Raw genomic sequence first — 26,796 nt, 5'->3', positions numbered from 1 at the left:
TAGAATACTAGGTAGTTACGTGGATTTGCCGGAAAAGACTAGAAAAGGTATGCAAGGCTAAGTTGCATGCGGCTATTGCCCCTAGTGTCGCGCACGGTGGTGGTGCTCAGGTTTTTCTGTACCGTTACGCTGGTGGCTACCGGACCTACGTACACGCTCAGGCCTGCCGTGGCAAAAATGCTCTCGCCACCGGTCTGCAGGTTCTTTTCGCCATGCAACTGATCAGCTTCGGCTTTTTCGTAGTATAGCCCGGCGCTGGGCAGGATGGTGATAGCGCCTGTATTATGCCAGTAAAACAAGTTGGAAGATGCGCTCACCCGGTTGCCAAACTGATAACCCTCCTTGTTCTCCGAGTTCAGGTTATAGGTCACATCAGAGTTCAGGCCGATCTTGTTGTAGCGGATTGTATAAATTCCAGTAAGAATATAATCGGTGCTACCGGTGCCGGGCTGCATGCTGGCCGGTCCATCGTGGTGGCTGCCCTGGCCAAAATGGCCGGTGGGTAATTTAATGCCGCCTCCCAGGCGCAGGGTATGTCTCAGGGAATAAGTCGCGCTATCGCCGGTGTTCAGCACGGCATAGTTGGCCAGCAACGTTATATCGCCCAGCCCGCTGGGGCGGTGGGTTTCTTCCGGCATGATGTGCTGGTTAAAGCGGTAAGGCACAAAAGCAAATACCTGCATGCCTTTTACCGGCGTGTAACGGCCCCAGAGTTCGGCAGAGCGAAAAATATTTTCGGTCAGCTCGTGGTGCGTTTCCGGCACCCCGTCGTGGGAGTGCGTGTAGGTGCTGGTAATAGTATAGGTGTTGCTGAGGTAGCGAACGCCAAAGAAATTTTTGTGTACCTGGGGCAGAATACCCAGGTAACTGCCGCCAATGGTGCAGCCGCCATCGCAGGCGTAGCTATTCAGGCCAAAGGCAAACAGGGCAATAGCAAGAGCGAAGATCTTTTTCATATCAATTGAATTTATTCTTTAAAACAGTTTGAATTTGCCTGTTTGGCAGGCAGTCGTAATTGCTAAGCCTGTTCGGGAGGAGGATGGAAAATGCTGCGTTGCGGGCTGAAGGCGGGCCTGTTCAGGTAGCCGGCCAGGCAGGTGGCAGCAGTTAAGCCTGGCGCCGGGATCGCTATTAGAAAAGAAGCCGGCAGGCTCAGGTCGGGGGTAGGGGCCAGCGTACGCGGATGCCGCTGTTTGCTGGCGCTATCTTTGGCCAGCTGCTTTTTCAGGTAACATTTGCCCTGGCAGGTAGCGCCCGGCACATGGCGTTTTTCGCAGAGGTGGCTGGCAATATAAGTTTGGTTTGCCCGGAACAACACATATAGGCCTGTTTTGCTGCAGGGTTGCACCAGCGCTCCTATAAACAGCCATATCCACACAAACCTTTTCATCTCCTTTTACCTCTTTTTTCTGCATCAAAGGTCTGATAGCCGTGCGGCAGGAAAAATGATCGAGATCATTAATAAAAGAGATGTAGGTCTTTTATTATCCCTGACAGGGCCGCTACTTTTGGACCGTAGATAATCACCACTACCATCATTCATTCAAATTTAAAACATCATGAAAATCAGAAACAGAAAAAACAAAGTAAGCGCTTCCGGTCTGTCGTTGGGTGCCATGCTGCTGTTGGCGGTTATGGGGCTTTACAGCTGTACATCCGGCGAAAGCGAAGGCACAGGTGCCGAAGCTTATGCCCAGGACCAGCCGGCCAGTACCGAAGCGGCTGCTCCTGAAACAGCTGCAGTGGCAGACGAAGGCAAAGGAGTAGGCCCTGTGACCACGGTGGAAGTAGGCGCCGACATTGACGCGGCCCTGGCCGGTACGGGCAAAGGCTTGTTTGAAGCTAAATGCTCGGCCTGCCACCAGCTCACCGACCAGAAGGTAGTAGGTCCGGGCTTGGCTGGCGTAACAGAACGCCGCAAGCCGGAGTGGGTCATGAACATGATCCTGAACCCCGAAGAGATGACAAAACAGGACCCGACCGCCAAGAAACTGCTGGCCGAGCACCTGACCCAGATGACGAACCAGAATGTGAACGAGCAAGACGCCCGCGCTATTCTGGAGTACTTCCGCCAGAACGATAAAGCGATCTAAGGCAACACCTAACCCATAGCTCTTATGGAAACCTTGTACAAAAAAGTGAATAAGGCTGCTCTGCTGCTGGCAGTGGCCGCCGGTGCTGCGCTGCAAAGCTGCAGTGGTATCGAATCATCGCAGGCCAATACGGCCGTTGCTTCGCAGGCTGATGCCGATGCAGCCACCAAAGTATATGTGGCGCCAGGCAAGCACGATGAACTCTACTCGTTTATGTCGGGTGGTTTCAGCGGCCAGGTGTCAGTATACGGCATCCCCTCCGGCAGGCAGTTAAAAGTGATTCCGGTGTTCTCGCAGAATCCGGAGAATGGCTACGGCTACACCGAGGAGTCGAAGGCGATGCTTAACACCTCCTTTGGCTTTGTGCCCTGGGACGATCTGCACCACCCCAAGCTTTCACGCACCGATGGCATGACGGACGGCCGCTGGCTGTTTGTGAACGCCAACAATACCCCACGGGTAGCCCGTCTCGACCTCAAAACCTTTGAGACCGCCGAGATCATGGAGATTCCCAACAGTGCCGGTAACCACTGCTCGCCATACCCCACCAACGACAACGAGTACGTGATTGCGGGTACCCGCTTCAGCGTGCCCATCAACGTGGAAGGCAAGTATGAGGACGTGAACTTCAGCGAGTATAAAGACAAGTTCAAAGGGTCTATCTCGTTTGTGAAGGTAGATAAAAAGACCGGCGACATGGACCTGGACTTCCAGGTGCTGGTGCCCGGCTTTGACTATGACCTGGCCAATGGCGGCAAAGGCCCTTCTTCGGACTGGGTATTCTTTACTACCTACAACACCGAGCAGGCCAGCACACTCAAAGAGATCGGCGCTTCGCAGAACGACAAGGATTTCCTGGCGGCTATTAACTGGAAGCTGGCAGCCAAGTATGCCCGCGAAGGCAAGACGCACGAAATGCCAGCTTACTATTACCACAACAAGCTGGATGAGAAAACGCACATTGCCACTTCCGAGATAAAGAAAAAAGTGCGCATCCTGCTGCCCGAAGAATGCCCCGGGCTGATGTACCTGATCCCCGTGCCTAAATCACCGCACGGCATCGACGTGGACCCTTCGGGCGAGTTTATGATCGTGAGCGGCAAGCTGGCTTCCATCATTCCGGTGCACTCTTTCTCTAACATGCTCAAAACCATCGAGAAGAAAGATTTTATCGGCGATGTGGGCGGCATTCCGATCCTGCGTTACGAATCCGTGCTGGCAGGTGAGGTGAAAGAACCGGGCCTGGGACCGTTGCACACCGAGTTCGACGGCAAAGGCAACGCTTATACTTCCATGTTCGTGTCTTCGGAAGTAGTGAAATGGAAGCTGAAAGACTTTAAAGTAGTGGACCGCATTCCGGTATATTACTCAGTTGGTCACCTGGTGATACCTGGCGGCGATACCAAAAAGCCTTACGGCAAGTACCTGATCGCCATGAACAAGATCACCAAAGACCGCTACCTGCCTACTGGCCCTGAACTGGCGCACTCAGCCCAGCTGATCGATATCAGCGGCGAGAAAATGAAGCTGCTGCTCGACTTCCCGACCATTGGCGAGCCGCACTATGCGCAGGCCATCGAAGCGGGTAAAATAGCACCCAACAGCGTGAAGTTCTACAGCCTGGAAGAGAACAGCCACCCGCAGGCCACCAAAAAGGAAAGCGATACGCGGGTAGAGCGCAAAGGCAACCAGGTGCACGTGTACATGACGGCGATCCGAAGCCACTTAACGCCCGATAACATCGAGGGCGTGAACGTGGGCGACGAAGTATACTTCCACGTGACCAACCTGGAGCAGGACTGGGATGTGCCCCACGGATTTGCCATCATGGGTAACAACAACGCCGAGCTGTTGATCATGCCGGGCGCTACCCAGACCCTGAAGTGGGTGCCCCAGAAAGCCGGCATTGTGCCCATGTACTGCACCGACTTCTGCTCTGCGCTGCACCAGGAGATGCAGGGTTACATCAAAGTGTCTCCTAAAGGCGTGAAAACGCCGGTAGCCTTCTCCACTGGAGGTAAAAAGCCAGCTGCTTAACAACAAGTATAAGAGAAGGTGAGGGGCTCCTTCACCTTCTCTTTTTTTCACGCTTAAGTATAAGAAGATGAAAACACTACACAAGCTGTTGCTACTGGCAGCAGCAATTTCGCTGGGCTTGCTCTTTCTTTTTCCGATGTGGAAAATATACGTGCAGGCACCGCAGTATCCCGAAGGCTTACAGATGCACATCTGGGTAAATAAAATATCCGGCTCCACCGATTACTCCCTGCAGAACTTCAATATCCTGAACCACTACATTGGCATGGAAAAGATACAACCCGACTCGTTTCAGGAGCTGACCTACATGCCCTACATTGTCTTTTTCTTTATGCTTACAGGTGCCCTGATCGCGCTTGCCGGCGCCAGGCGCCTGGTGCTGCCCTGGGTGTTTCTGTTGATGGTAGCCGGTGCGGCCGGCCTGGCAGACTTTTATATGTGGCTGCACAAATTCGGCACCAACCTCGACCCGCACGCCCCCATTATTATTCCGGGCATGACGTATATCCCGCCCTTTATTGGTAGCAAGCAGCTACTCAACTTCCATGCACTATCGCTGCCGGGCCCCGGAAGTATAGGTATTGCGCTGGCCGTGGTGCTGGGCCTGGCGGTTTTCTTTCTGGAGCGCAGGCGTAAAGGCGCAAGTATAAAATCAGCTGAAAAAACCCTGGTCCTATGAAAACGCATTTCACGCTGGTATGGGGCATCTGCCTCTGGTTGCTGATCAGTTGCCAGGTGGCGCCCAAACCCATTGCTTATGGCCAGGTAAACTGCGCTCATTGCAACATGACCGTTTCCGACAGCCGCTTTGGCGCCGAGCTGGTGAGCGCAAAAGGCAAGGTTTATACGTTTGATTCGGCCGAATGCCTGGCCGCTTACCTCAACGACAATCCCGGGAAGAAAAAAGACGCTGCCTATGTGCTGGTAACAGATTTTTCGAACCCAAAGCAGCTGGTTGATGCCCGCAAAGCCACTTTTCTGCAGAGCGCAAAGCTGGCCAGCCCCATGGGCATGTCGCTGACTGCCTTTGCCGATAACGCTACTGCCGGGCAGTTCCGGCAACAGCACCAGGGCCGGCTGCTAACCTGGGAGCAAACCCTGTTAGTTGTACAAAAAAATGAAAAGCCGCAGTAAACGTATCGTCCAAAGTATAGCCCTCTGCCTGCTGCTGTTGCTTTGCGCGCCGGTGCAGGCCGCTACCTGGCAGGTATGCGCCACCTGTCCGCAGCGCTCCATCCGCCAAGCCATTGCCCAGGCAAATCCCGGCGACAGCGTGGTGGTAACAGGCGGTGTGTACCGCGAAGGCAACATCGAGATCCGCAAGCCCCTTTTCCTGATCGGCCGGCAACGCCCGGTGCTGGACGGCCGGCACAAAGGCGAGATCCTCACCATCCGGGCCAGCCACGTTACCGTGCAGGGCTTTACCCTGAAAGATGTGGAAGTGAGTTACCTGAGTGATTATGCCGCCATCCGGGTGGCCGAAGCCAGCCATGTGCGCATCCTGGACAACCGGATTCTGAACGCTTTTTTCGGCATTTACCTGCAGCGCGCCAGCAACTGCGAAATAGGAGGCAACCGGGTGCAGGGGCAGGGAAAAACCGAAACCTCGTCGGGCAACGCCATTCACCTCTGGTACTGCCAGGCCATCAACGTGCACGACAACCAGGTATCGGGCCACCGAGACGGCATTTACTTTGAGTTTGCCACCAACAGCCGCATCCGGCATAACCTAAGCCAGGGCAATCTGCGCTATGGCCTGCACTTTATGTTCTCGGATGGCAACGTGTACCAGCGCAACACCTTCCGGCACAATGGCGCGGGCGTGGCCGTGATGTATACCAAGAACATTGTGATGCAGCAAAACCTGTTCGAAGATAACTGGGGCGCAGCCGCTTATGGTTTGTTGCTCAAGGATATCAGCCGGAGTGTGATCCGGGGCAATACCTTCCGGCGCAATACGGCGGGCATTTACCTGGAGGGCTCCAGCAAACTGCAGGTTGAACACAACAATTTTGAAGGAAACGGCTGGGCGCTGCGCGTGCTCTCCAACTGTGAGGCCGACACGTTCCGGCTCAACAACTTTACCGGCAATACCTTTGATGTGGCCACCAACGGTAACACTATGCTCAACTTCTTTTCGGGCAACTACTGGGACAAGTATAACGGCTACGACCTGAACAAAGACAAGGTAGGCGATGTGCCTTATCGCCCGGTAAGCCTGTATTCGATGCTGGTGGAGCACGTGCCGCCCTCGGTGATGTTTATGCGCAGCTTTATTGTAGACCTGATGGACAAGGTGGAGAAAGTGCTGCCCAGCATCATTCCGGACCAGCTGATTGACGAACAACCGGTGATGAAACGAATAGAAGTATGATAGCGATAGAAAATTTAAGCAAGTCGTATGGCCGGCTGCAGGTGCTCCGCAACGTGAGCGTTAGTTTTGGCCCCGGCAAAGTGGTGTCTATTATTGGGCCTAACGGCACGGGCAAAACCACCATGATCAAGTGCCTGCTGGGCATGGTGCTGCCCGACGGCGGCGATGTGAAGCTCAACGGCCAGAGCGTACTGCGGCAGCACGCCTACCGGAGCCAGCTGGGCTATATGCCCCAGATCGGCCGCTACCCCGAAAACATGAAAATTCGCCAGGTATTCAATATGCTGAAGGATATCCGCAAGGATGCTCCCGTGCTGGATGAGGAACTGGTGGGCCTTTACGGGCTGGAACAACTATACGACAAGCGGATGGGATCGCTCTCGGGCGGCACCCGGCAGAAAGTAAGCGCCGCGCTGGCCTTCCTCTTCAACCCGCAGGTGCTCATCCTCGACGAGCCAACCGCCGGCCTGGACCCCATCTCGGCAGAGATCCTGAAAAGTAAGATCCTGAAAGAAAAGAAAAAAGGGAAGCTGGTGCTCATCACCTCCCACATCATGAGCGAGGTGGAAGAAGTGGCCGACGAGGTGCTGTGCCTGATGGATGGGCACCTTAAATTCTACGAAACCATTGCCGCCCTGAAAGCGCAGACAAACGAGGAGCGCCTCAGCCGCGCCATTGCTAAAATTATGCACGGAGAGGAGGATTAACGTATGAACCGGATCATTAAATATGTACTTTACGACATTATCAGAAGCAAAATTATACTTGCCTATACGTTGTTTCTGCTGGTGCTGTCGGTGGGTTTGTTTAACCTGGGCGGAGACCCGGGCAAAGCTATTCTGAGTTTGCTGAACCTGGTGCTGCTCACCGTGCCGCTCATCAGCATTGTGTTTGCCACCACGCATTTCTACAACTCCTATGAGTTTATTGAGCTGCTGATGGCCCAGCCTGTGAACCGCAAAAAAATATTCTTGAGTGAGTTCCTGGGCGTTGCCTGCTCCCTGTCCGGGGCGTTTATACTTGGCGTGGGCGCTCCGGTGCTGCTCTATGGTGCCAGCCTGACGGGTTTATACCTGGTGCTGACAGGCGTTTTCATCACCTTTATTTTTGTGGCCCTTGCCTTTCTGGCTTCCGTCATTACCCGCGACAAAGCCAAAGGCATTGGTATAGCGCTGTTGCTGTGGTTTTACTTTGCCCTGCTCTATGACGGCATCGTGTTATTTATACTTTACTACTTCAGCGAATATCCCCTGGAAACAGCTACGCTGGCGATGGCGGCGCTCAACCCCATCGACCTGGGGCGTATCCTGGTATTGCTGCACCTGGATGTATCGGCGCTGCTGGGCTATACCGGAGCCTTATATAAAAGTATTTTAGGCAGTCTCTGGGGCGTGGGGCTCTCGTTTGGGTTGTTGCTGGTATGGGTGCTGCTGCCGGTACTGGGCGCCAGCCGCATCTTTACAAAACGGGATATTTAAGTACGCAGTTATACTACGCCAAAACAAAACAGGCGCAATGAGAATCAGCTCTCTTTGCGCCTGTTTTGTATTTCTGTCTGCTTATAAGTTACATCTTACAAGTAAGGTATAAAAAAGTCTGGCTTACCTCCTGGCTTAGTTTTGATCCGATGCATACCACTCAGCAAAAGCGATTTCGGTTTCCCAGAGCTTCAGGCTATGCAGCGTAACGTGTTCCGGCAGGACATTTGATAACCTGGTTTTAAAATCCAGCAGCATGTTCTCGCAAGTGGGTTGGTAGGGGGTGAGCAGGAGCTTGTGGTGCAGCAGGCGCAGGGGCGCTATTAGTTCCGGCGGGTTGTCGCTACGCAGTACCAGCGCATGATCTACCGCTTCGAGTATACTTTCCTGCACCAGCTTTTTCAGATCGCCAAAGTCTAGCACCATGCCGTTTTTCGGGTCCTTTTCGGCGCTGATCGGTGTGCCGATGACGGTTACCTCGAGCTTATAGGAGTGGCCGTGGATGTTGCGGCAGGCGCCGTTGTAGTGCTGCAGGGCGTGCGCCGCTTCAAAAGTGAAGCGGCGCGTAATCCGGATCCGGCTCATACGATACTTGTTTCTTTTAGCCGGGCCAGCCACAGCTGTTCTTCCGCTTCCAGCAATTCATCCAGCATGAGCACCTGCTTTTCGAGCTGGTCTGCAAACAAGGTGGGCAGCTGCTGTTTATAATAGCTGATGCCTTCCTGTAGGTTTTGCCAGAAGCTTTGCAGGTATTTCCGTTGCTTGTCGGTGAGCGTTTCCAGCTGCTCGGCCTTTTTGTTTTTCCAGTAATCGATGTACATCCGGAGCTCGTTCACGAACACGTGCGGGCGGTAAGTATCATTCAGCGCATTAAAGCGGCCGTAGATATGATCAACCATTTCCTGCAGCTTGAACACGCCCGAGAAAAAGGCCAGATTCGGGCCGGGGCAGATCGTAACGGCTTTGGAGGCTGCTTTTTTGCCGATCTGGAGCAACTGGAGCGCTGCGTTGGCCAGGCCATCGCAGAGGCACTCTTTGGCCAGCACGTTGGCTTCTTGGGCTAGGTATACTTCCGGGGCTAAGTTCTGAGCCTGCAGCTGCGCCAGCTTGCGGCGCTGGTATTTGCGCGAAGCCGTGCAGATCGGTTCATCGGTAAATTCGGTGTTAGAAACCAGGTGTTTTTTGATGCAGGGGCTGCCGGGCTTGCCGCTGGCAATACGCGCTAGTTTCTGCGCCTCGCTCGAGGTGTCGCGCAAGGCGTTGAACGGCACGCCCAGCGGAGAGATCGGGCTCAAGTATAAATCCTTTTGGGTGGCCTGCACCAGTTTTGCCAGCGTGTCGTTGTCAACGGTAGTGGCTTCGGGCACCAGCAGGAAAGGAGTTCCCCAACCGGTGGCATCCATGCCGTAGTGGCGCAGCATCAGTTCATCTTCTTTTGCGGTACCGAGGCCCCCCTGCACGCTGATGCGCTGCAACGCCTGGGCCTGCAGAACCGGCAGACCTTTGCCCGCCAGCGCAGCGCAGCACATACTTTCCAGTTCCGTGCGCATGGCGGCGCGGTTCTGCTTGAATTCTTCCAAAATGGGGCCCAGCAAATAGCCGTCGGTGGCAAAGGCGTGGCCGCCGCAGTTCAGGCCTGATTCAATCCGGAATTCCGACACCCAGATGCCCTTTTTTGCCAGTATTTTACCTTGCACATAAGCTGAGCGGTAGTCGCTCACCTTGATGATGACCTGCTTTTGGAGTTCGCCGTTTTTACCTGGTAGAAAGCAGGCAAACTGGTCCAGGTAACTATACAGGCGCATGTTCATGCCTGCCGAGAACACCACAGCTGCCTGCACGGTGCTGTTGGCAAAACCGCGGAGCGCCGCTAGGGCATCACAATACTCCTGCGGCAGAGGCTCCCCGTTTTTGGCGTAGTTGGTCTTGTCGAGTTTCGTCATAATGTTCACATCGATCCTGCCCGGCACCACTGCTTCGCGCAGGGCCTGTTGCAGGTGATGTTTTTGTTCGGAATCCGTGGTGTGCAGCATTTGCAGGTAGAGTGCACGCAAAGGGGAGCTCTCGGGCAGCAGGGTAAAGTATTTGGTCAGCTCCGAAGCGGGCGTAAAATCCTCGTGCCGCAGCGCCTCTATCTGTTCTTTCACCACTTCATCCAGCAGGTCGAGATAAGCGGTAATGCGCCGCGCCCGGTAATCTTCCTGATCCATGGCAATGGGCGTGTAAGGCCGCAGGTACTGCTGGCAGTAGTGCGCCCGCATTTGCTCCAGCAGGCTGTCATCGCCGATCGAAACTACAGACGAAATGCCGAAGCGGGCCACCTTTAAAGGAGAATCCACGGTAAAAGCCAGACCCATAACCGGGATATGGAAGGTATGAGGTGAAGTGGGTTGCATAAGGAATACTTAAATTTAATGGGTGATAAGGAAAGTATAAAGAGCGACAAGGTAGTGGGCAGGCGGAAAGCACCGGATGAGGTGCGTCAGTCCGGGGGGTGATAGATGTCATTGCAATATTCGAAAAAGAAAATAATGACGAAGGACAGCGGAATATCAGCCCGGAAGTGACCAGCGTCATTTAAATGGCGGCCAGATTGTGGTAGACTTGCAAAAAAGAATTGTACCGATGGAAATATATAAAACCCTAGCTCCGGCAATGCTGAACCCGCGCTCCTACGAGGCCTACCGCAGCGTGGTGGAGGAGCTTGTCAGGCAGCAGAAAACAACCGGCCCCGAACAGACCGAGGAACGCATTGGCTATACCCGGCTTAATTTGCAACGCATGAAGCGCGTAGAAAAGCAGTTTGAGCCCTTGCCCGAGCTGGAAGCGCTTCTGCTGCTCCACCAGCCTGCCTGGCACTGGGTGGTACTGGCCGAAAGCTGGTGCGGCGACGGTGCCCAGCTGATCCCGGCCATTGCGGCCGTGGCCGGCGCTGCGCCCGGCATTACGCTACGGGTACTGCTGCGCGATGAAAACCCAAACTGGATGGACTCCTGCCTGACAAACGGCAGCCGTGCCATTCCAAAATTGATCTGCACCGCGGTAGAGACCGGGGAGAGGCTCTTTACCTGGGGCCCAAGGCCCACAGCCCTTCAGGAACAGCTGAACCGCTACAAAGCCGAAACGCCCGGAGCTTCGTCGGCGGAAGTGGCCACGCACCTGCATACTATGTATGCGCAAGACAGGAGCCGGGCCCTGCAGCAGGACCTGCTGGCCCTGGTGCGCAAGGCGCTGCAGGTAGAAGAGAAGGTATTAGCAGTAGGGTAGTTGCCTAAAAAAGTACCGTGACTTACGTTTTGCTACATGCGTCGAAAAGAAACTGGCTGCTGGTAGCCCTGGGCAACCTGGTGGTAGTGGCCTTTCTGGGCCTGCTGCTGCGGTGGCAGTTTGTAGCGCCCCTGGCGGGGATCAACTATAAGTTTTTTCTGCACGGGCACTCGCATGTGGCCTTGTTGGGCTGGCTGTACTCGGCGCTTTTTGTAGCGCTGCTGCATGCCTGGATGCCCCCCGAGGTGCAGCAGAAACGTGTCTATGCCTGGCAATTCTGGCTGTCGCAGGGAGCGGTGGCGGGCATGCTGGTGAGCTTTCCGCTGCAGGGCTATGCTCTGTTTTCCATTACTTTCTCCACCCTGCACATCCTGCTGAGCTACTGGTTTATTTTCCAGTTCCTGCGCGATGCAAAAGCCCTGAAGATCAGCCGGGGGCAGCAGCAGGTTTCCTTCCGGTTCATCCGGGCGGCGCTGTTTTTTATGGCGCTTTCGTCGCTTGGTCCCTGGGCCATGGGCCCCATTATGGCTACCGGCCACAACGGCGACAGCTTATACTATAATGCTATTTATTTTTACCTGCATTTCCAGTACAACGGCTGGTTTATGTTTGCTGTGTTGGGCCTGCTCTTTTGGCTGCTGGAGAAGTATAAACTGGATTTTAACCGCTCCCTGGCCATCGCTTTTTTCTGGTGGATGTTTTGGGCGTGCTTGCCGGCTTACTTGCTCTCAGTGCTCTGGACAAAACCGCCTGCCCTACTTTATCTGCTAGGTGGCGCGGCTGCTTTCGCGCAGGTTATTGGCCTGGTGGTGCTGCTTCGGTTGCTTCTGCCCCTACGCACGGCTGTGCCGGGTTCAGGGAATAGCTGGACCAGGAGGTTATGGCTGCTCTCGGGCTTGGCTTTTGTGCTGAAGATACTCATGCAGTTCGCTACAGCTTTTCCGTATGTGGCCAACCTGGCTTACCAACAGCGCAATTTCGTGATCGGCTACTTGCACCTGGTGCTGCTGGGTTTTATCAGCCTGTTCGTACTGGCATTTTTTGTGCAGCAGGGCTGGCTCAGCTTTAAAAGCTGGCAAAGCCGCTGGGGTATGGGTTTGTTCGTGGCCGCGCTCATAAGCAGCGAAGCCCTCCTTTTTCTACAGGGTATCTTTTTCTGGGCTGGCAGCGGCCTGATCCCTCACTATTTCGGACTTCTGTTCCTGATCAGCGTAGCGCTGCCGTTGGGTATAGTGCTGTTTTACCTGGCCCAGTTTTCAGGCCGCAAAAGTATAAGGTTGCCGCTCACACCGGAGCTGCAGCACAGTCAGGTATAATTTTCCGTCCTATCTTACTCTTTCGTTACTTTCCCTTTTCTCTGCCTGCATACTTTCGTAGGTCCGCGTCGGCGTGCTGCGTTATTGGTTATGGTTAACAGGAGCAAGTAAAATATTATTTGAAGCATCGAAATAAAAAAGCCTGCCTTTTGCTGATCTGGTCAGCCAAAGGCAGGCTTTTTCTTGGTGGTACTATCCTAGCTGCAACCCAGGCTATTGCCGCAGTTAAGGCATTTGTAGCAGGTGCCGGAGCGGATGGTAATATGGCCGCAGGTATTGCAGATCGGGGCGTCGCCCATCATGCTGGCCAGCACCTGCTGGGTCTGCTCCATCAGGAGGGTACGGCTTTGCGTCACGACCTGGTAGCTGGCATTTGCTTTATTGATGCTTGCAGCCACCGGTGCGGCCGATTGGCGTTCTGGTGCCTGCGGTTCGGGCTGTTTCTCTTGCTGCACATGCACCAGGTCGCTGCGGTTCAGGTACTCATAGCCCAGCAGCCGGAACAGGTAATCGAACACCGAGGTGGCCGATTTAATGTTGGGGTGCTCCACGCGGCCTGCCGGCTCGAAACGGGTAAAAGTAAAGCGGTTCACGAACTCCTCCAGCGGCACGCCATACTGCAGCCCCAGCGATACGGCAATGGCAAAGCAATTGAGAATGGAGCGGAACGAAGCCCCTTCTTTATACATGTCGATGAAGATCTCTCCCAGCGTGCCGTCGGCATACTCGCCGGTGCGGATATATACAGTGTGGCCGTCTATCTTTGCTTTCTGGGTGAAGCCTTTGCGCTTGTCGGGCAGTTTGTGGCGCTCTACCAAATGGGCGAGTTGCTGCCGGAAACCCGCCTGGCCGGCATCGGCCAGGATGGCTTTGGCCGCCTGCAGTACCTGTTCGGCATCATGGTTCAGCTCAATTGGCGTTACCTCTGCCGCGGTCTGTTCACTGGTTTGGGTGCTGGTATTTTTAGCGGAAAGCGGCTGTGAGAGTTTGCTGCCATCCCGGTACAGCGAGCAGGCTTTCAGGCCCATTTCCCACGACAGCTCGTAGCACCGGGCCACTGCTGCCACCGTGGTTTCGTGCGGCAGGTTGATGGTTTTGGAGATGGCCCCCGAGATAAAGGGCTGCACCGAAGCCATCATCCGGATGTGGCCCTCGGGCAGACTGTAGCGGCTGCCTTTGTGGCCGCAGCGGTTGGCGCAGTCGAACACCGGGTAATGCTCGGGTTTCAGGAAAGGGGCACCCTCTACCGTCATGGTACCGCAGCAGTAGTCGTTCATATCGGCTACCTGCTTTGCCGTAAAGCCCAGTGCCTGCAGCAGGCTGAAAGTTGGCTGCACGTACTGTGCAGGCGCGAACCCCAGCCGCTGCAGGCAGTCTTCACCCAAGGTATACGTACTAAAAAGCGCCTCAATATCGTAAGCTGTCGGAAGCGCCGCCTCCAGGGTAGCCTGGTCCGGGGCCGTAAAGCCAAGCTGCGCCAGCGCCTGCGCGTTCAGGTGCGGTGCGCCTTGCAGGGTAGCATGCCCTTTGGCATAGTTTACAATAGCGGCCTGCTCTTCTGAAGTATAACCCAGCCGCGCCAGGGCAGCGGGTATACTTTGGTTGATGATCTTGAAATAGCCCCCACCCGCCAGCTTTTTATACTTTACCAGCGCAAAATCAGGTTCTACGCCGGTTGTGTCGCAATCCATCAGCAGGCCGATAGTGCCTGTTGGGGCGATAACGGTGGCCTGCGCATTGCGGTAGCCATACTTCAGACCCTGTTGCAGCGCTTCGTCCCAGGCATGGCGGGCAGCCTGCACTAAATAAGGCGGACAATGGGCCTCGTCCAGTCCCTGCGGCGCAATATGCAGGTTCTCATACTTGTCAGACTGGTTGTAGGCGGCATAGCGGTGGTTGCGCATCACGCGCAGCATCGCCTCTTTATTAGGAGCATACTTTGCGAAAGCACCGAGCAGGGCGGCCATTTCTGCGGATGTTTTATAGGCCGTACCCGTCATCAGTGCCGTGATAGCGGCTGCCGTATTGCGGGCCTGCGCGCTGTTGTAGGGCAGGCCCTGCACCATCAGCAGCGCCCCCAGGTTGGCATAGCCCAAACCAATGGTGCGGTAATCGTAGGAGCGTTGTGCCACTTCTTCGGATGGGAACTGCGCCATCAGCACCGATATTTCCAGCGCCACCGTCCATAGGCGGCAGGCATGTGCAAAGGCTGTCACATCAAAAAGCTGCGTTTCGGTATCGTAGAATTTGAGCAGGTTGAGCGACGCGAGGTTGCAGGCCGTATTATCCAGGAACATGTACTCCGAGCAGGGGTTCGAAGCACGGATCGGGCCTTCGGCAGGGCAGGTATGCCAGTCGTTGATGGTGGTGTCGAACTGCAGCCCTGGGTCGGCGCAGGCCCAGGCCGCATCGGCAATCTGCTGCCAGAGCTGCCGGGCCGGAATGCGTTTCATCTCGCTGTGATCGGTACGGGCAGTCAGCGCCCAGTCTTCCCCTTTTTGCAGCGCTTCCATAAAAGCATCGGGCACACGCACCGAGTTATTGGAGTTTTGCCCCGAAACGGTTTGGTACGCTTCACCGTCGTAATCGGCACTATAGCCGCCAGCAATTAAGGCGGCCACTTTGCGCTCCTCTTCTTTTTTCCAGTTAATGAAGGCCTCGATCTCGGGGTGATCCAGGTCCAGGCACACCATTTTGGCTGCCCGCCGCGTGGTTCCCCCGGATTTGATCGCGCCTGCCGCCCGGTCGCCGATCTTCAGAAACGACATCAGGCCGGAGGAGCTGCCGCCACCGCCCAGCGGCTCGTCTTTGCCCCGGATGGTAGAGAAGTTTGTGCCCACGCCCGAGCCATACTTGAAAATGCGCCCTTCCTGCACCCACAGGTCCATAATGCCGCCTTTGTTTACCAGGTCGTCTGATACGCCAAGTATAAAGCAGGCATGGGGCTGCGGCCGCTCATACGCCGAGGACGACTCCTGCAGGGTGCCGGTGTCGGGGTCTACATAAAAGTGGCCCTGTGCCTTGCCTTTCAGACCATAGCTTTCATAGAGGCCGGTGTTAAACCATTGCGGCGAATTGGGGGCGGCATACTGGCCAAGTAGCAGGAAGACCAGCTCATCATAAAATGCCGTTGCATCCGCTTTGGTCTGGAAATAACCATGCCGCAGGCCCCATACTTTCCAGCAGTTGGCCAGGCGGTGTACCACCTGTTTTACAGAGGTTTCGGCGCCGGTGCTGCCATCGGGCTGCGGCACGCCTGCCTGGCGCAGGTACTTCTGGGCTAAAATATCGGTGGCGATCTGCGACCAGCCGACCGGTACTTCCACTTCATTTCGCTCGGCTACCACCTTACCATCGGGCGTGCGGATGGTGGAGGAGCGGCGCTCGTAGCGGAACAGGTCGAAGGGGCTGGTGCCTGATTTGGTAAACAGCCTGGAAATGGTCAGGCCTTTTGAAGCGGGGGTAGCTTTTGCCATATAGATAAGGAGAGGGTTGAGAAATGTTAGCTGGGATTTAAAGCGGGATAAAAGTCCTGGCATTCGGGCAGAGAAAAAATGACGAAGATCAATTCTATAAAAGACATTTACCTCTTTTATTAACAAAGCACTTTTATACTTTTATGCCGGTGATTATTTAAAACAAAACTTACTAACAGACAAAAGATTAAGTGTTATGGAAAATACCGCAACAACAGAAATAATAGACGTGACTGTGATCGAACCACGGTTAAAGCATCCCACCATCTTCGACCGGTTTGATAACCTGAAGGGTGGCGAAAGTTTGATCATCCACAACGACCACGACCCCAAGCCGGTGTATTACCAGCTGCTAGGCGAGCGCGGCAACATTTTTAAATGGCAGTACCTGGAGCAGGGCCCCGAGATTTGGGAAGTGCTCATAACCAAACTGAACCTGGAAGCCGGCGAAACTGTGGGCGAGCTGGTAGCCAAAGATTTCCGCAAGGCGCAGGTATTTAAGAAGTATGGCATTGATTTCTGCTGCGGCGGCAAAAAATCCATCAAGCAGGTGTGCGAGGAAAAAGGTATCGATTCCAGCAAAGTAGAGCAGGAGCTGAACGCGCTGCCTGATACTGCTACTGGTAACGAAACCGATTATGCCAGCTGGGAGCCTTCTTTCCTGGCCGATTACATCGTGAACGTGCACCACAAGTATGTGCGCGAAGCGATTCCGGCACTTTATGAGTATACCGCTAAAATTGCCCGCGTGCACGGCTCCCGGCATCCCGAGCTGCTCGAGATCGCCAAGCATTTTACCAACGTAGCCAACGAGCTCGAAGCGCATATGCCCAAGGAGGAACGCATTCTTTTCCCGTTCATCAAGCAGCTGTACGAAGCAAAGAAAAACGGCGTCAAGCTCGATGCACCCGCTTTTGGCTCCATCCAGAACCCGATCAATATGATGGAAATGGAGCACGAAATAGCCGGCAACGATATGGAAGCGATCCGTACGCTGAGCAACGATTTTACCTTGCCGGCCGATGCCTGCGCCACCTACACGGTAGCCTTTAAAAAGCTGCAGGAGTTTGAAGACGATCTGCACCGCCATATCCACCTCGAGAACAACATCCTGTTCCCGAAAGCCCTAGAGATGGAAAAAGAAGTGATCAAGTAATTACTCCACCCCAGCTCTCCTCTAAAAACAGGAGGGAGAAGTATAAACTCCCAGCCTGTTTTAGGAGGGGGCGCGGGTGGTAAAAATCCGGTTATGTTTAAGTATAACTGCCATGGAAAAGTCTGAAAAAACGCCCCTGAAAAGAGATAAAACCCTGGTGCCACTTTCCCGCGAGCACCATTTTGGCCTGCTATTTTGCTGGAAACTGCGGCAGGGCCTCAAGAATGGCGCCGACCTGCAACAGATGCGCGCCTATGTGCGCTATTTCTGGGATAATATCCTGCACGAGCATTGCCAGGAGGAAGAATGGTTGCTGCGCCGGCTGCTGGTGGTCAACGATACGCTGCGCATCCGCATAGAAGAGGAGCATCGCCTGCTGGAGGCGATCATCCGGCTGATCTGTGATGGGGAACACCTGCAGAGCCGCTTGTTCGATACCCTGCAGCAGGACCTCAACGACCATATCCGCTGGGAAGAACGCACACTGTTTCCGTACCTGCAGACGGTCGCCGACCCCGAAGAGCTGCAACTGGCCGGCAAGCTGCTGGCGAAGCGGCACACCAGTCACACTGATGATTTTGCTCCCGAATTCTGGGTGAATCCTGTTCCCGAAACCAAGCCATGAACCTTGCTGCCACTACCAAGATCGCGGCCATTCTGAAGGCCAACCCGGCAGCTTTGGAAGCCATTGCCGGCATCAGCAGCCATTTTGAAAAACTGCGCAACCCGCTGCTGCGCAAGCTGCTGGCCTCGCGTGTAAGTATAGCCGATGCTGCCCGCATTGGCGGCTGCCAGGTAGAGGATTTTTACCGGGAGCTGGCTCCGCTCGGCTTTACGGTTGCTAAATCTGCAGCAACTGAAAACACAGAAACAGCTCCGTCAGCGGCAACTGTTCAAAAACCGGCATTTCTGCAGGAGTTGGCACCGGATCAACTCCTCGTTCTGGATGTGCGCCAGCAGATCGCAGGTGGCAGCGACCCTTTTCGGCTTATCATGGATGCAGTGAACACGCTGCCTGCCACGGGCACGCTGCTGCTGATCAATACCTTTGAACCTACCCCGCTGCTGGCTATCCTGGAAAAGAAAGGCTTCCGGCATTTTGTGGAGATTCTCGGCCCGGACCTGGTGCATACTTACTTCTGGAAAGATACAGCGCTCGTGGCACCCGCCCCGGAACTAACTACCACAGAAACGGAGGGAGCAACTTTTGAAGAACTGCTCACGGCCTATGCCGGCAAGATACGCTCCGTAGATGTGCGCGGACTGGAAATGCCGCAGCCCATGGTCACCATCCTGCAACGGCTGGCGCAACTCCCCGACAGGGAAGCACTGTATGTGCACCACAAACGGGTGCCGCAGTTCCTGCTGCCTCAGTTGCAGGAGCGGGGCTTTGCTGTAAGTATAAAAGATGCGGGTGCCGGCGACGTATACCTGCTGATCTATAAAAAATAACCTCATGGCTGCTGCCTCCACTTCCAATTCGCCTGCCCGCTGGGTGGTGCTGCCCCATTACGCGTTTGCCGCTTTATCTTTTGTGGTCCTGAGCGTGCTGCTACTTTTTTCGACCGATGCTTTTGGCGGCCACTATTTTAATCCCAAGCTGCTCACGCTAACACACGTCACGGTGCTGGGCTGGGCCACCATGCTCATTTTCGGGGCCCTTTACCAGCTGTTGCCCGTGCTGCTGGATTGCCGCCTGTACAGCGAAAAGCTAGCTATTTATACTTTCGGGTTGCTCGCTTCAGGCACCGTGTTGCTGGCCTGCGCTTTCTGGCACTTCCAGGTAGGCGCGCTTTTGCAAGTGGCTGCCATCCTTTTGTTTGCAGCGTTTTTGCTCTTTACTATCAATGTGTTCCAGACGGCTCGCAAAGCCCCTAAATGGACCATCGAAGCGGACTTTATTGTTACGGCCTCGCTCTGGCTGCTGGTAACGGGGCTGGTGGGCGTGCTGATGGCCTTTAACTTTACCTATGCCTTTCTGCCCGAGCAGCACGTGCACTACCTGCAGCTGCATGCCCACATTGGCATGGCGGGCTGGTTTTTGCTGCTCATTATCGGCGTAGGGTCAAAGCTGATCCCGATGTTTCTGCTGGCCCATACCGAAAACACGAAAAAGCTCAACTGGGCCTATAATTTTGTGAACGGCGGCCTGGTGCTTTTCATCTTCGACCACCTGTTCCTGCACACGGTGTTTGTGCCGCTTTATGCTGCGCTGGTAGCCGCTGGTGTAGGCTTGTTTTTATGGTTCCTGTACGAGGCGGCCCAAACCCGGCAACGGCAGGACGTGGACCTGGGCATGAAACAAACGTTTGTGGCGCTGGCCCTGTTGCTGTTGCCGCTGGTGCTGGTGTTTGTGGTGAGTAGCAAGGGAAGCTTGCCGCAGGAGCTGTTATCGTCCCTTTACCTGGTGTATGGCCTTTCTGTTTTCCTGGGATTTCTCTCGGCGCTGATTCTGGGGCAGACCTTTAAAACCCTGCCTTTTATAATCTGGATGCACGCCTACGAAGATTATGTGGGCCGCTTTAAAACGCCCTTGCCTAAAGACCTGTACATCCATACGTTGCTGCGCTGGCAGAACTTGTGCTACCTGGCCGGATTTATACTGCTCATAATGGGCGTGCTGCTCCGGATGCCGCCTGTTATACTTGCCGGGGCGATCTGTTTTACGGTAACCGCCCTGCTGTATGCCACTAACGTCTTTCGGATGCTTTTGCACAAAGCTCACAATTTAAAACCATTTACCTATGGAAACGCAAACGCCTGATTTCGGAGACGAAGTTTTCGAAACCCTCAAGTATATCATCGACCCTGAAATTGGGATCAACATTGTGGACCTGGGCCTGGTATACCGGATAAGCCTGGATGAGGATGTGTTGGAAGTAGAATTAACGCTGACCACGCCCGGTTGCCCCATGAGCGGCACCATTACCAAGGCCACGGAACAGATCCTGCTCAAGCGTTTTCCTAACCTCGATGTAAAGGTGAACCTGGTGTGGTCGCCGCCCTGGTCTACCGACATGATCACCCCCGAAGGAATGCGGCAACTGGAAGGAAGGTAACTGCTGCCGCCAGCGGCTCGTGCCTATGCCGAAGTAGGTGCGACAAATAAATTTATACCCTTACAGGAGCCTATATACACGAAACGTTCGTTACGTGTTTATAGGCTCCTCTGCTTAGCACAAGGAGTTGAAACTGAAATTGCCATGCTATCGAAAACCACGGAATATGCCTTACGGGCCATTGTTTACATCGCGCTGGGTGATGCAGCAGGGAACAGGCCCGGCGTGAAGGAAATAGCGCAGGAACTGGAGCTGCCGGTGCATTTTATGGGCAAGATCTTGCAGGACCTGGTGCGGAAAGGAATTATCGCCTCAGCAAAAGGCCCGCGCGGCGGCTTTTTCCTGCACCGCCCGGCCAGCGAAATTTCGATTTTGGAAGTAGTGCGCGAAATAGACGGGTTAGCCGCTTTTACAAAGTGTGGCATGGGCCTGAACCAGTGCTCCGACATACATCCCTGCCCACTGCACAACGACATTAAGGCTTACCGCGACCGGCTGCTGAAAGTATACAGTGTTAAAACCATTCAGGACCTGGTCACCGGCATCAACTCCGGGAAATATTTTATCAAGAACGTGGCTGATAAGCCATCAGAGGAAATGTAACGGCAAGTATAAACCGGCCGGCTTTATACTTGTTCTACTGCCGGAGCTGGCAGCACCAGGAGGGGGGTAGCTTGATGAGAACGCTGGCTGGTATAACTCAGCAGCTCCGCTGCCGGTGCGGGGGCCTCAGCAGCATACAAAACCAGCAGCTGACCGGGTGCTAACATAGCGGAGGCAACTTTTATACTTGCCGCGGCTATACTTGTAGCGGTGCCGTCAGCCACAAGCACTTTGTCGGTGGCCAATCCTTCTTTCTGAAAAGGAATCACGTTGGCGGGGCCGTATACCTGCTGTATTTTCGTAAATAACGTTGCCTCCTGCCGGCGGTAGGTTACGCCGCTTCTGGGCCTGAAGGTAGCCCGTTCAGGCACGCACAACACGCCAATGCCACTGCCCAGTATGGCTGCCGTGGTTTCGCCTACAGCCGTGTGCGGGCAGCAGCGGGTACCCAGCACCACTACTTCCGCTTTTACTCTTCTGGCCAGCGCCGGAATTTCGTCGGCGGCAAAACCGGGCCTGAGCAGGCGCGTAACCGACACCCCGTACTCCTTGTGCAGCTCCCTGGCCAGTTGGTCCATTTTCTTCTGCAGGGCAACTTCCGGCGGTTCCTTTTGCAGGAGTTCTTCCTGGTCTTCGGGCAGCAGGCGGATGGCGTATACATGCACAAGTATGATCCGGCTGCCGGCATAGCGTGCAAGCGCCGCAGCATACACAGCCGCATTGTGCGCGCTGGCAGAAAAGTCCGTTGCAACCAGTAAATTTTTCATGTAAGAAAGCAATGGTAAATTAAATTCAAACAGGCCGGGAAGCAGCGCGAAAGCAGGCGAATCCCATCAGCGCTCCCCATTTGAGACTGTAAAATTAGCATCCTGCCCCGGCCGTGCGCATGACGGAGAGCACCCGGAACGATGATCCTTGTCACTTAAAGCGAATGAATGGCGGTAGAATTGGTATATTTAACTGCTAGTCGTTAATTTTATAAAATGAACAATACCCGTGCATAAACAACAGGACCCAGGTTTGGATACTAAAACACGGCTAAAAGCCATTATTGATACTGCCATCGATGGCATCATTACCATTGACACGCGCGGAATTGTGGAAACCGTGAACCCGGCGGCAGCACATATTTTTGGCTATGATCCGGAAGAGATCATAGGCAGTAACATCAACATGCTCATGCCGGAGCCCGACCATAGCCGCCACGACCAGTACATTCAAAATTACCTGCATACCGGCGAAGCCCAGATCATTGGGAAAGGCCGCGAGGTGATGGGAAAAAAGAAAGACGGTACAGTTTTTCCTTTTCTGCTCAGCATCAGCGAAGTACAGCTGCCCGATAAACTGATCTTTACCGGCATTGTGCACGACATCACCGACCTGAAAAAGGCGGAACATGCCCTGCGCGAAAGTGAGAATAAGATCAACTCCATCATTCAAGGTGCAGTAGATGGCATTATTACCATCAACCAACGTGGCATCATCGAGATGGTGAACCCGGCAGCCGCAAAGCAGTTTGGCTACAGTGCCGAGGAACTGCTTGGCCAGTCCATCAACATGCTCATGCCCGAGCCCGACAAAAGCCTGCACGACGGCTACATGCACAACTACGAGGTAACCGGTAAAAAACGCATTATCGGCATCGGGCGCGAAGTGACCGGTTTGCGGAAAGACGGCACTATTTTCCCGTTTTACCTTAGTATAAGCGAAGTGGAGCTGGAAGGTCGCCGCGTGTATACCGGTTTTGTGCACGACATTACCATTCAGAAGCTGAACGAGGAACGCCTGCGCCGCTACGCCGCTGAGCTGGAGCGCAGTAACCGCGAGCTGCAGGATTTTGCTTATGTCTCGTCGCACGATCTGCAGGAGCCCTTGCGCAAAATACAGGCATTCGGCGACCGGCTGATGACCAAAGAATACGACAATCTGAGCGACCAAGGCAAGGATTATGTGGAGCGCATGCTCAATGCCGCCTCCCGCATGCAAAACCTGATCAACGATCTGCTGGGCTTTTCGCGGGTTACCGCCAAATCAAAGCCATTTGAGAAAGTGAGCCTGGATGCCATCCTCTCGGAGGTAATATCCGACCTGGAAGTAAGCATCGAAAAGACCAATGCCGAAATCATCCGCTCGCCTTTGCCCGATATTGAGGCGGAGCCGACCCAGATACGGCAGCTGTTCCAGAACCTGCTCAGCAACGCCATCAAGTTCCGCAAGCCCGACGAGTCGCCCATCATCAATGTATACGCCAAAAGCCTGCAGCGGCGGGCGCACCTGACGGCTACCCCCGGCGATGAGCTGGTGGAGATTTATGTGGAAGATAACGGCATCGGGTTCGATGAAAAGTACCTGGACCGGATCTTCAATATATTTCAGCGCCTGGAAGGGCAGAAGTATGAAGGATCGGGTATTGGGCTGGCCGTTTGCCGCAAAATTGCCATCCGGCATGGCGGCGATATTACGGCCAGTAGCCAGCTGGGGGTAGGAACCCGCTTCATCATCACACTCGCACGTAAACACCCAGAGGAATAGACATGACCATGGCTGATAAAAAAACTATTGTGATCCTTATTGCCGACGACGACGCCGAAGACCGGATGCTGGTAAAAGAGGCGCTGGAGGAAAGCCGCCTTAAAAACAACATTCATTTTGTGGAGAACGGCGAGGAACTGATGGATTACCTGCACCACAAGGGCCGCTTTGCCGACAAGGCACAGTATCCAACGCCGGGCCTGATTTTGCTGGACCTGAACATGCCCAAAAAGGATGGTCGGGAAGCACTGAAAGAGATCAAAGAAGATGAGCGCCTGCGCCTGATCCCGGTAGTGGTGTTAACAACGTCCAAAGCCGAAGAAGATATTCTGCGCACCTACGACCTGGGCGTGAGCTCGTTCATTACCAAACCCGTAACCTTTACCTCGCTGGTAGATGTAATGAAAACGCTCAGCAAATACTGGTTTGAGATCGTGGAGCTGCCAAAGCTGTAAAGCAGGTACTAGATTTTAGACGCTAGATTTTAGACACAAAACACAGGATTTAAGACTCAGGAATGGTGAAAGCCCGAAGCACTTACTGCAAGGATTTTAACCAGGAAGTATAACTTGCTTTAACTCGCTCTTCCGGATTTCTTAATCCGGAAGTATACCTGAAGCGGACCTCCCAGTCCGGAAGAGCAATGAAGCGCCTGGAGAAGTATAAATAAAAAGTCTTGTGTCCTATGTCTAAAATCTAACATCCAGTAGCTAACATCGAACTTCAACGTCAAATCCAACAATCCGCTAAAATACATGCAAGAGAAGATCCGCATACTGCTGGTAGACGACGACGAGGATGATTTCATCATCACCCGGGATATCATTGAAGATATACCCGGCCGCCATTACCTGCTCGAGTGGGCGGGTTCTTTTAGCGAGGCACTGGCGCAGATAGAGCAGAAACGCCATGATGTATACCTGGTCGATTACCGGTTGGGAGCCCACGATGGCCTGGAGCTGATAAAGGAAGCGGTAGGAAAAGGGGCAGCAGCCCCGTTTATACTTATGACAGGCCAGAGCGACCGCGAAACAGACGAAAAAGCGATGCGCGCCGGTGCCCTGGATTATCTTGTAAAAGGCACTATCAGCCCAAACGAGTTAGAGCGCTCCATCCGCTATAGTATAGAGCATGCCAAAAGTCTGGCCGTGATCCAGCGGCTCAACTCGGAGCTGGAGCAGCGCGTGAAGGAGCGGACGCAGGAGCTGGGCGCAGCTATCCGCAAGCTGGAGCAAACCAACCGGAGCCTCTTTGAAGCCGAAAAGGAAGTACGCAAGGCCCTCAACAAGGAGAAAGAACTGCACGAGCTTAAGTCGCGGTTCGTAACCATTGCATCGCACGAATTCCGCACGCCACTCAGCACGGTGCTCTCGTCGGCCTCGCTTATCGGCAAGTATAAAACCACCGAAGACGACGAGAAACGGCAAAAGCACGTGGAAAGGATCAAGTCGGCGGTAAGTAACCTGACCAGCATTCTGAATGATTTCCTGTCCATCAGCCGCATCGAGGAAGGAAAGATCTATAACGTGCCGTCGGAGTTTGACCTGGTTGCTTTTGCAGCCGAGGTGGCCGATGAGCTGCAGGGCTACCTGAAACCGGGCCAGCGCATCCACTACACGCATCACCGCGAAAAAGCACTTATTTACCTGGACAAGCAGCTACTCAAAAATATACTCTTCAACCTGCTTTCCAATGCCAGCAAGTATTCGGGCGAGGGCAAGGACATCCACTTTACCACGCATACTTCCGACGATTGCATCACGATTACCGTACAGGACGAAGGCATTGGCATTCCGGATGCCGACAAAACATACTTGTTCAGCCCTTTTTTCAGAGCCCAGAACGTTACCAACATCCAGGGCACCGGCCTGGGGCTTAACATTGTTAAACGCTATGTCGATATTATGGAAGGTACGTTGAGTTACCAGAGCGAGCTCGACAAAGGCACCACCTTTACCATCACTTTCCCGCAAAACCACCCTACATTATGAAAAAGATACTGCTGATAGAAGACAATCAGGAAATCCGCGAGAATATTGCCGAGATCCTTACGCTGGCCAACTACGAGATACTGGAAGCGGAGAACGGTAAACTCGGCGTGGAGCTGGCCAAGAAAGAAATTCCGGACCTGATCGTGTGTGATATCATGATGCCCCAGCTCGATGGCTACGGCGTGTTGCACCTGCTGGGCGGCAACCCCGCTACGGCGGGTATTCCGTTTATCTTTTTAACAGCCAAATCGGAAAAGGAAGACTTCCGCAAAGGCATGAACCTGGGGGCCGACGATTACCTGATCAAGCCTTTTGATGACCTGGAACTGCTGGATGCTGTTGAAATGCGCCTCAAAAAGAACGAAGCCCTCAAGGCCGGTTTCCAGAAAAATGCCGAAAGCCTGAACGAGTTCATCCAGGAAGCTAAAGGGCAGGAGAACCTCGAGAAGCTGACCACCGACAAGCAAAAGCTGCAGCATTTCAAGAAAAAGCAGCCGCTGTTTTCGGAAGGCAATCACCCCAATGCACTCTACTTCCTGAACAAGGGCAAGGTGAAAACCTATAAATCGAATGAGGAAGGGCGCGAGTACATCACCAACCTCTACAAGGACGGCGACTTTATCGGCTACCTCGACCTGATTGAAGAAAAAGCGTACCGCGAGTCGGCCATGGTGATGGAAGATTCGGAAATTTACGTGATTTCCAAAGAAGACTTTTTCATGTTGCTGCATAACAACCGGCTGGTGGCAAACCAGTTTATCCGCCTCCTGTCCGACAACCTGGCCGAACGGGAAGAGCGCCTGCTGCGCCTGGCCTACAACTCGGTGCGCAAGCGCGTGGCCGAAGCGCTGGTCTTTGTCGAAAAGCAGTATAAAAAAGAAGAGCAGAACGTGTCGCAGGTCGTGATTTCGCGCGAAGACCTGGCCAGCATTGTGGGCGCCTCCAAAGAAACCGTGATCCGCACGCTGGCGGATTTCAAGGACGAAAAGCTCATCGACAGCCAGGGCAGCAAGATCATGATCCTGAACCTGGAGAAGCTCAAACGCATGCGGAACTGATTTTTTTGTTTTTAAGGAATCAGGCAGAGTTTGGTAGCTGGTGGTATTATGCGGGTTTATACTTCTGGCTATTCTATGTAGCAGCCTTTCTTCCTCAGACTTAGACCTGCCTTGTTTCATTTCTAGCTTTGGAGCGCTCCAAGCCCGCGAGGGCTCGTCCTTGCGTTTCGCGCTGTGGCGTGAAGCTGCTCCTCGCTGGCGCTGCGGGCTGCCCTGACGGGCACCGCAACACACCAAGGCGCTCAACCCAAGGACTGGGATCAACTCGATAGCAGCTGCCTTTGTTTGCGGTGCCCGTAGGGACAGGTAGCGACCTGTCCGCGCGATAGCACCAGCTATGAAACTTCAGCAGAAGT

Annotated in this window: 25 protein-coding genes; 19 read left to right on the top strand and 6 right to left on the bottom strand. The window is 54.1% G+C overall.

Going from position 1 to position 26,796, the window contains the following annotated elements:
• Positions 1-38: 38 nt before the first annotated feature.
• Positions 39-956 carry a hypothetical protein gene (locus tag LWL52_RS12135; RefSeq protein ID WP_242920154.1) on the bottom strand — a complete coding sequence of 306 codons (918 nt, stop codon included), beginning with the start codon at positions 954-956 and terminating at the stop codon, positions 39-41.
• 62 nt (positions 957-1,018) lie between these two features.
• On the bottom strand, positions 1,019-1,390 hold the full coding sequence (locus LWL52_RS12130) for a hypothetical protein (RefSeq protein ID WP_242920152.1): 372 nt from the start codon (positions 1,388-1,390) through the stop codon (positions 1,019-1,021).
• 169 nt (positions 1,391-1,559) lie between these two features.
• Here LWL52_RS12130 and LWL52_RS12125 point away from each other — a divergent pair, with 169 nt between their 5' ends.
• The 7 genes from LWL52_RS12125 (at position 1,560) to LWL52_RS12095 (ending at position 7,982) form a co-directional block, all read left to right on the top strand.
• The gene (locus LWL52_RS12125) at positions 1,560-2,093 is read left to right on the top strand and encodes a c-type cytochrome (RefSeq protein WP_242920150.1); all 534 of its coding nucleotides are present in this window, start codon (positions 1,560-1,562) and stop codon (positions 2,091-2,093) included.
• A 24-nt stretch (positions 2,094-2,117) separates the two neighbouring features.
• Entirely contained in the window at positions 2,118-4,130 is a 2,013-nt protein-coding gene (nosZ, locus tag LWL52_RS12120) for a Sec-dependent nitrous-oxide reductase (protein ID WP_242920148.1), read from the top strand.
• Between the two features lie 67 nt (positions 4,131-4,197).
• Entirely contained in the window at positions 4,198-4,809 is a 612-nt protein-coding gene (locus LWL52_RS12115) for a hypothetical protein (protein ID WP_242920146.1), read from the top strand.
• Complete coding sequence (locus tag LWL52_RS12110) at positions 4,806-5,264, top strand: nitrous oxide reductase accessory protein NosL (protein ID WP_242920144.1); 459 nt, start codon at positions 4,806-4,808, stop codon at positions 5,262-5,264. The genes LWL52_RS12115 and LWL52_RS12110 overlap by 4 nt, the downstream gene beginning before the upstream one ends.
• A complete protein-coding gene (locus LWL52_RS12105; protein WP_242920143.1) occupies positions 5,248-6,504 on the top strand; it encodes a nitrous oxide reductase family maturation protein NosD in 1,257 nt (418 codons plus the stop codon). The genes LWL52_RS12110 and LWL52_RS12105 overlap by 17 nt, the downstream gene beginning before the upstream one ends.
• Positions 6,501-7,211, top strand: a complete 711-nt coding sequence (locus LWL52_RS12100) for an ABC transporter ATP-binding protein (protein WP_242920142.1) — start codon at positions 6,501-6,503, stop codon at positions 7,209-7,211. The genes LWL52_RS12105 and LWL52_RS12100 overlap by 4 nt, the downstream gene beginning before the upstream one ends.
• 3 nt (positions 7,212-7,214) lie before the next feature.
• Entirely contained in the window at positions 7,215-7,982 is a 768-nt protein-coding gene (locus tag LWL52_RS12095; RefSeq protein ID WP_242920141.1) for an ABC transporter permease, read from the top strand.
• Positions 7,983-8,117: 135 nt separating this feature from the next.
• On the opposite strand, the gene LWL52_RS12090 is transcribed toward LWL52_RS12095, so the two are convergent.
• Together LWL52_RS12090 and LWL52_RS12085 are read right to left on the bottom strand one after the other, a co-directional pair.
• On the bottom strand, positions 8,118-8,567 hold the full coding sequence (locus LWL52_RS12090) for a 6-pyruvoyl trahydropterin synthase family protein (RefSeq protein ID WP_242920140.1): 450 nt from the start codon (positions 8,565-8,567) through the stop codon (positions 8,118-8,120).
• Positions 8,564-10,378: a hypothetical protein gene (locus LWL52_RS12085; RefSeq protein WP_242920139.1), complete on the bottom strand. Its 1,815-nt coding sequence runs from the start codon at positions 10,376-10,378 to the stop codon at positions 8,564-8,566. The genes LWL52_RS12090 and LWL52_RS12085 overlap by 4 nt, the downstream gene beginning before the upstream one ends.
• A gap of 229 nt (positions 10,379-10,607) precedes the next feature.
• Between LWL52_RS12085 and LWL52_RS12080 the strand changes: the two genes are divergently transcribed.
• Complete coding sequence (locus LWL52_RS12080) at positions 10,608-11,249, top strand: thioredoxin family protein (RefSeq protein ID WP_242920137.1); 642 nt, start codon at positions 10,608-10,610, stop codon at positions 11,247-11,249.
• A gap of 17 nt (positions 11,250-11,266) precedes the next feature.
• Complete coding sequence (locus LWL52_RS12075; RefSeq protein ID WP_242920135.1) at positions 11,267-12,565, top strand: hypothetical protein; 1,299 nt, start codon at positions 11,267-11,269, stop codon at positions 12,563-12,565.
• A gap of 197 nt (positions 12,566-12,762) precedes the next feature.
• Here the strand turns inward: LWL52_RS12075 and LWL52_RS12070 are convergent, their stop codons facing one another.
• A complete protein-coding gene (locus tag LWL52_RS12070) occupies positions 12,763-16,041 on the bottom strand; it encodes a vitamin B12-dependent ribonucleotide reductase (RefSeq protein WP_242920134.1) in 3,279 nt (1,092 codons plus the stop codon).
• Positions 16,042-16,237: 196 nt separating this feature from the next.
• Between LWL52_RS12070 and ric the strand changes: the two genes are divergently transcribed.
• The 6 genes from ric to LWL52_RS12040 all read left to right on the top strand — a co-directional run bounded on the left by ric (position 16,238) and on the right by LWL52_RS12040 (position 20,859).
• On the top strand, positions 16,238-17,197 hold the full coding sequence (gene ric / locus LWL52_RS12065; protein WP_242920132.1) for an iron-sulfur cluster repair di-iron protein: 960 nt from the start codon (positions 16,238-16,240) through the stop codon (positions 17,195-17,197).
• A gap of 112 nt (positions 17,198-17,309) precedes the next feature.
• Entirely contained in the window at positions 17,310-17,822 is a 513-nt protein-coding gene (locus tag LWL52_RS12060) for a hemerythrin domain-containing protein (RefSeq protein WP_242920129.1), read from the top strand.
• Positions 17,819-18,649 (top strand): DUF2249 domain-containing protein, encoded by an 831-nt coding sequence (locus tag LWL52_RS12055; RefSeq protein WP_242920127.1) that lies wholly within the window; start codon positions 17,819-17,821, stop codon positions 18,647-18,649. Before LWL52_RS12060 ends, LWL52_RS12055 begins: the two co-directional genes overlap by 4 nt.
• Positions 18,650-18,653: 4 nt before the next feature.
• Entirely contained in the window at positions 18,654-19,961 is a 1,308-nt protein-coding gene (locus LWL52_RS12050; protein ID WP_242920125.1) for a cytochrome C oxidase subunit I, read from the top strand.
• Complete coding sequence (locus LWL52_RS12045) at positions 19,942-20,256, top strand: metal-sulfur cluster assembly factor (RefSeq protein WP_242920123.1); 315 nt, start codon at positions 19,942-19,944, stop codon at positions 20,254-20,256. The genes LWL52_RS12050 and LWL52_RS12045 overlap by 20 nt, the downstream gene beginning before the upstream one ends.
• A gap of 144 nt (positions 20,257-20,400) precedes the next feature.
• On the top strand, positions 20,401-20,859 hold the full coding sequence (locus tag LWL52_RS12040; RefSeq protein WP_242920121.1) for an RrF2 family transcriptional regulator: 459 nt from the start codon (positions 20,401-20,403) through the stop codon (positions 20,857-20,859).
• Between the two features lie 23 nt (positions 20,860-20,882).
• Here the strand turns inward: LWL52_RS12040 and LWL52_RS12035 are convergent, their stop codons facing one another.
• Positions 20,883-21,626 (bottom strand): universal stress protein, encoded by a 744-nt coding sequence (locus LWL52_RS12035; RefSeq protein ID WP_242920120.1) that lies wholly within the window; start codon positions 21,624-21,626, stop codon positions 20,883-20,885.
• Between the two features lie 253 nt (positions 21,627-21,879).
• On the opposite strand from LWL52_RS12035, the gene LWL52_RS12030 reads away from it, so the two are divergent.
• The 4 genes from LWL52_RS12030 to LWL52_RS12015 all read left to right on the top strand — a co-directional run bounded on the left by LWL52_RS12030 (position 21,880) and on the right by LWL52_RS12015 (position 26,440).
• Positions 21,880-23,391: a sensor histidine kinase gene (locus LWL52_RS12030; RefSeq protein ID WP_242920119.1), complete on the top strand. Its 1,512-nt coding sequence runs from the start codon at positions 21,880-21,882 to the stop codon at positions 23,389-23,391.
• Positions 23,392-23,399: 8 nt separating this feature from the next.
• Positions 23,400-23,846 carry a response regulator gene (locus LWL52_RS12025; protein ID WP_242920118.1) on the top strand — a complete coding sequence of 149 codons (447 nt, stop codon included), beginning with the start codon at positions 23,400-23,402 and terminating at the stop codon, positions 23,844-23,846.
• 300 nt (positions 23,847-24,146) lie between these two features.
• Entirely contained in the window at positions 24,147-25,382 is a 1,236-nt protein-coding gene (locus LWL52_RS12020; RefSeq protein WP_242920117.1) for a hybrid sensor histidine kinase/response regulator, read from the top strand.
• The gene (locus tag LWL52_RS12015) at positions 25,379-26,440 is read left to right on the top strand and encodes a response regulator (protein ID WP_242920116.1); all 1,062 of its coding nucleotides are present in this window, start codon (positions 25,379-25,381) and stop codon (positions 26,438-26,440) included. The genes LWL52_RS12020 and LWL52_RS12015 overlap by 4 nt, the downstream gene beginning before the upstream one ends.
• The last annotated feature ends 356 nt before the right edge of the window (positions 26,441-26,796 follow it).

The sequence above is a fragment of the Pontibacter liquoris genome (assembly GCF_022758235.1).
GTDB lineage: Bacteria > Bacteroidota > Bacteroidia > Cytophagales > Hymenobacteraceae > Pontibacter > Pontibacter liquoris.
This window is presented reverse-complemented; position numbering and strand designations above follow the sequence as displayed.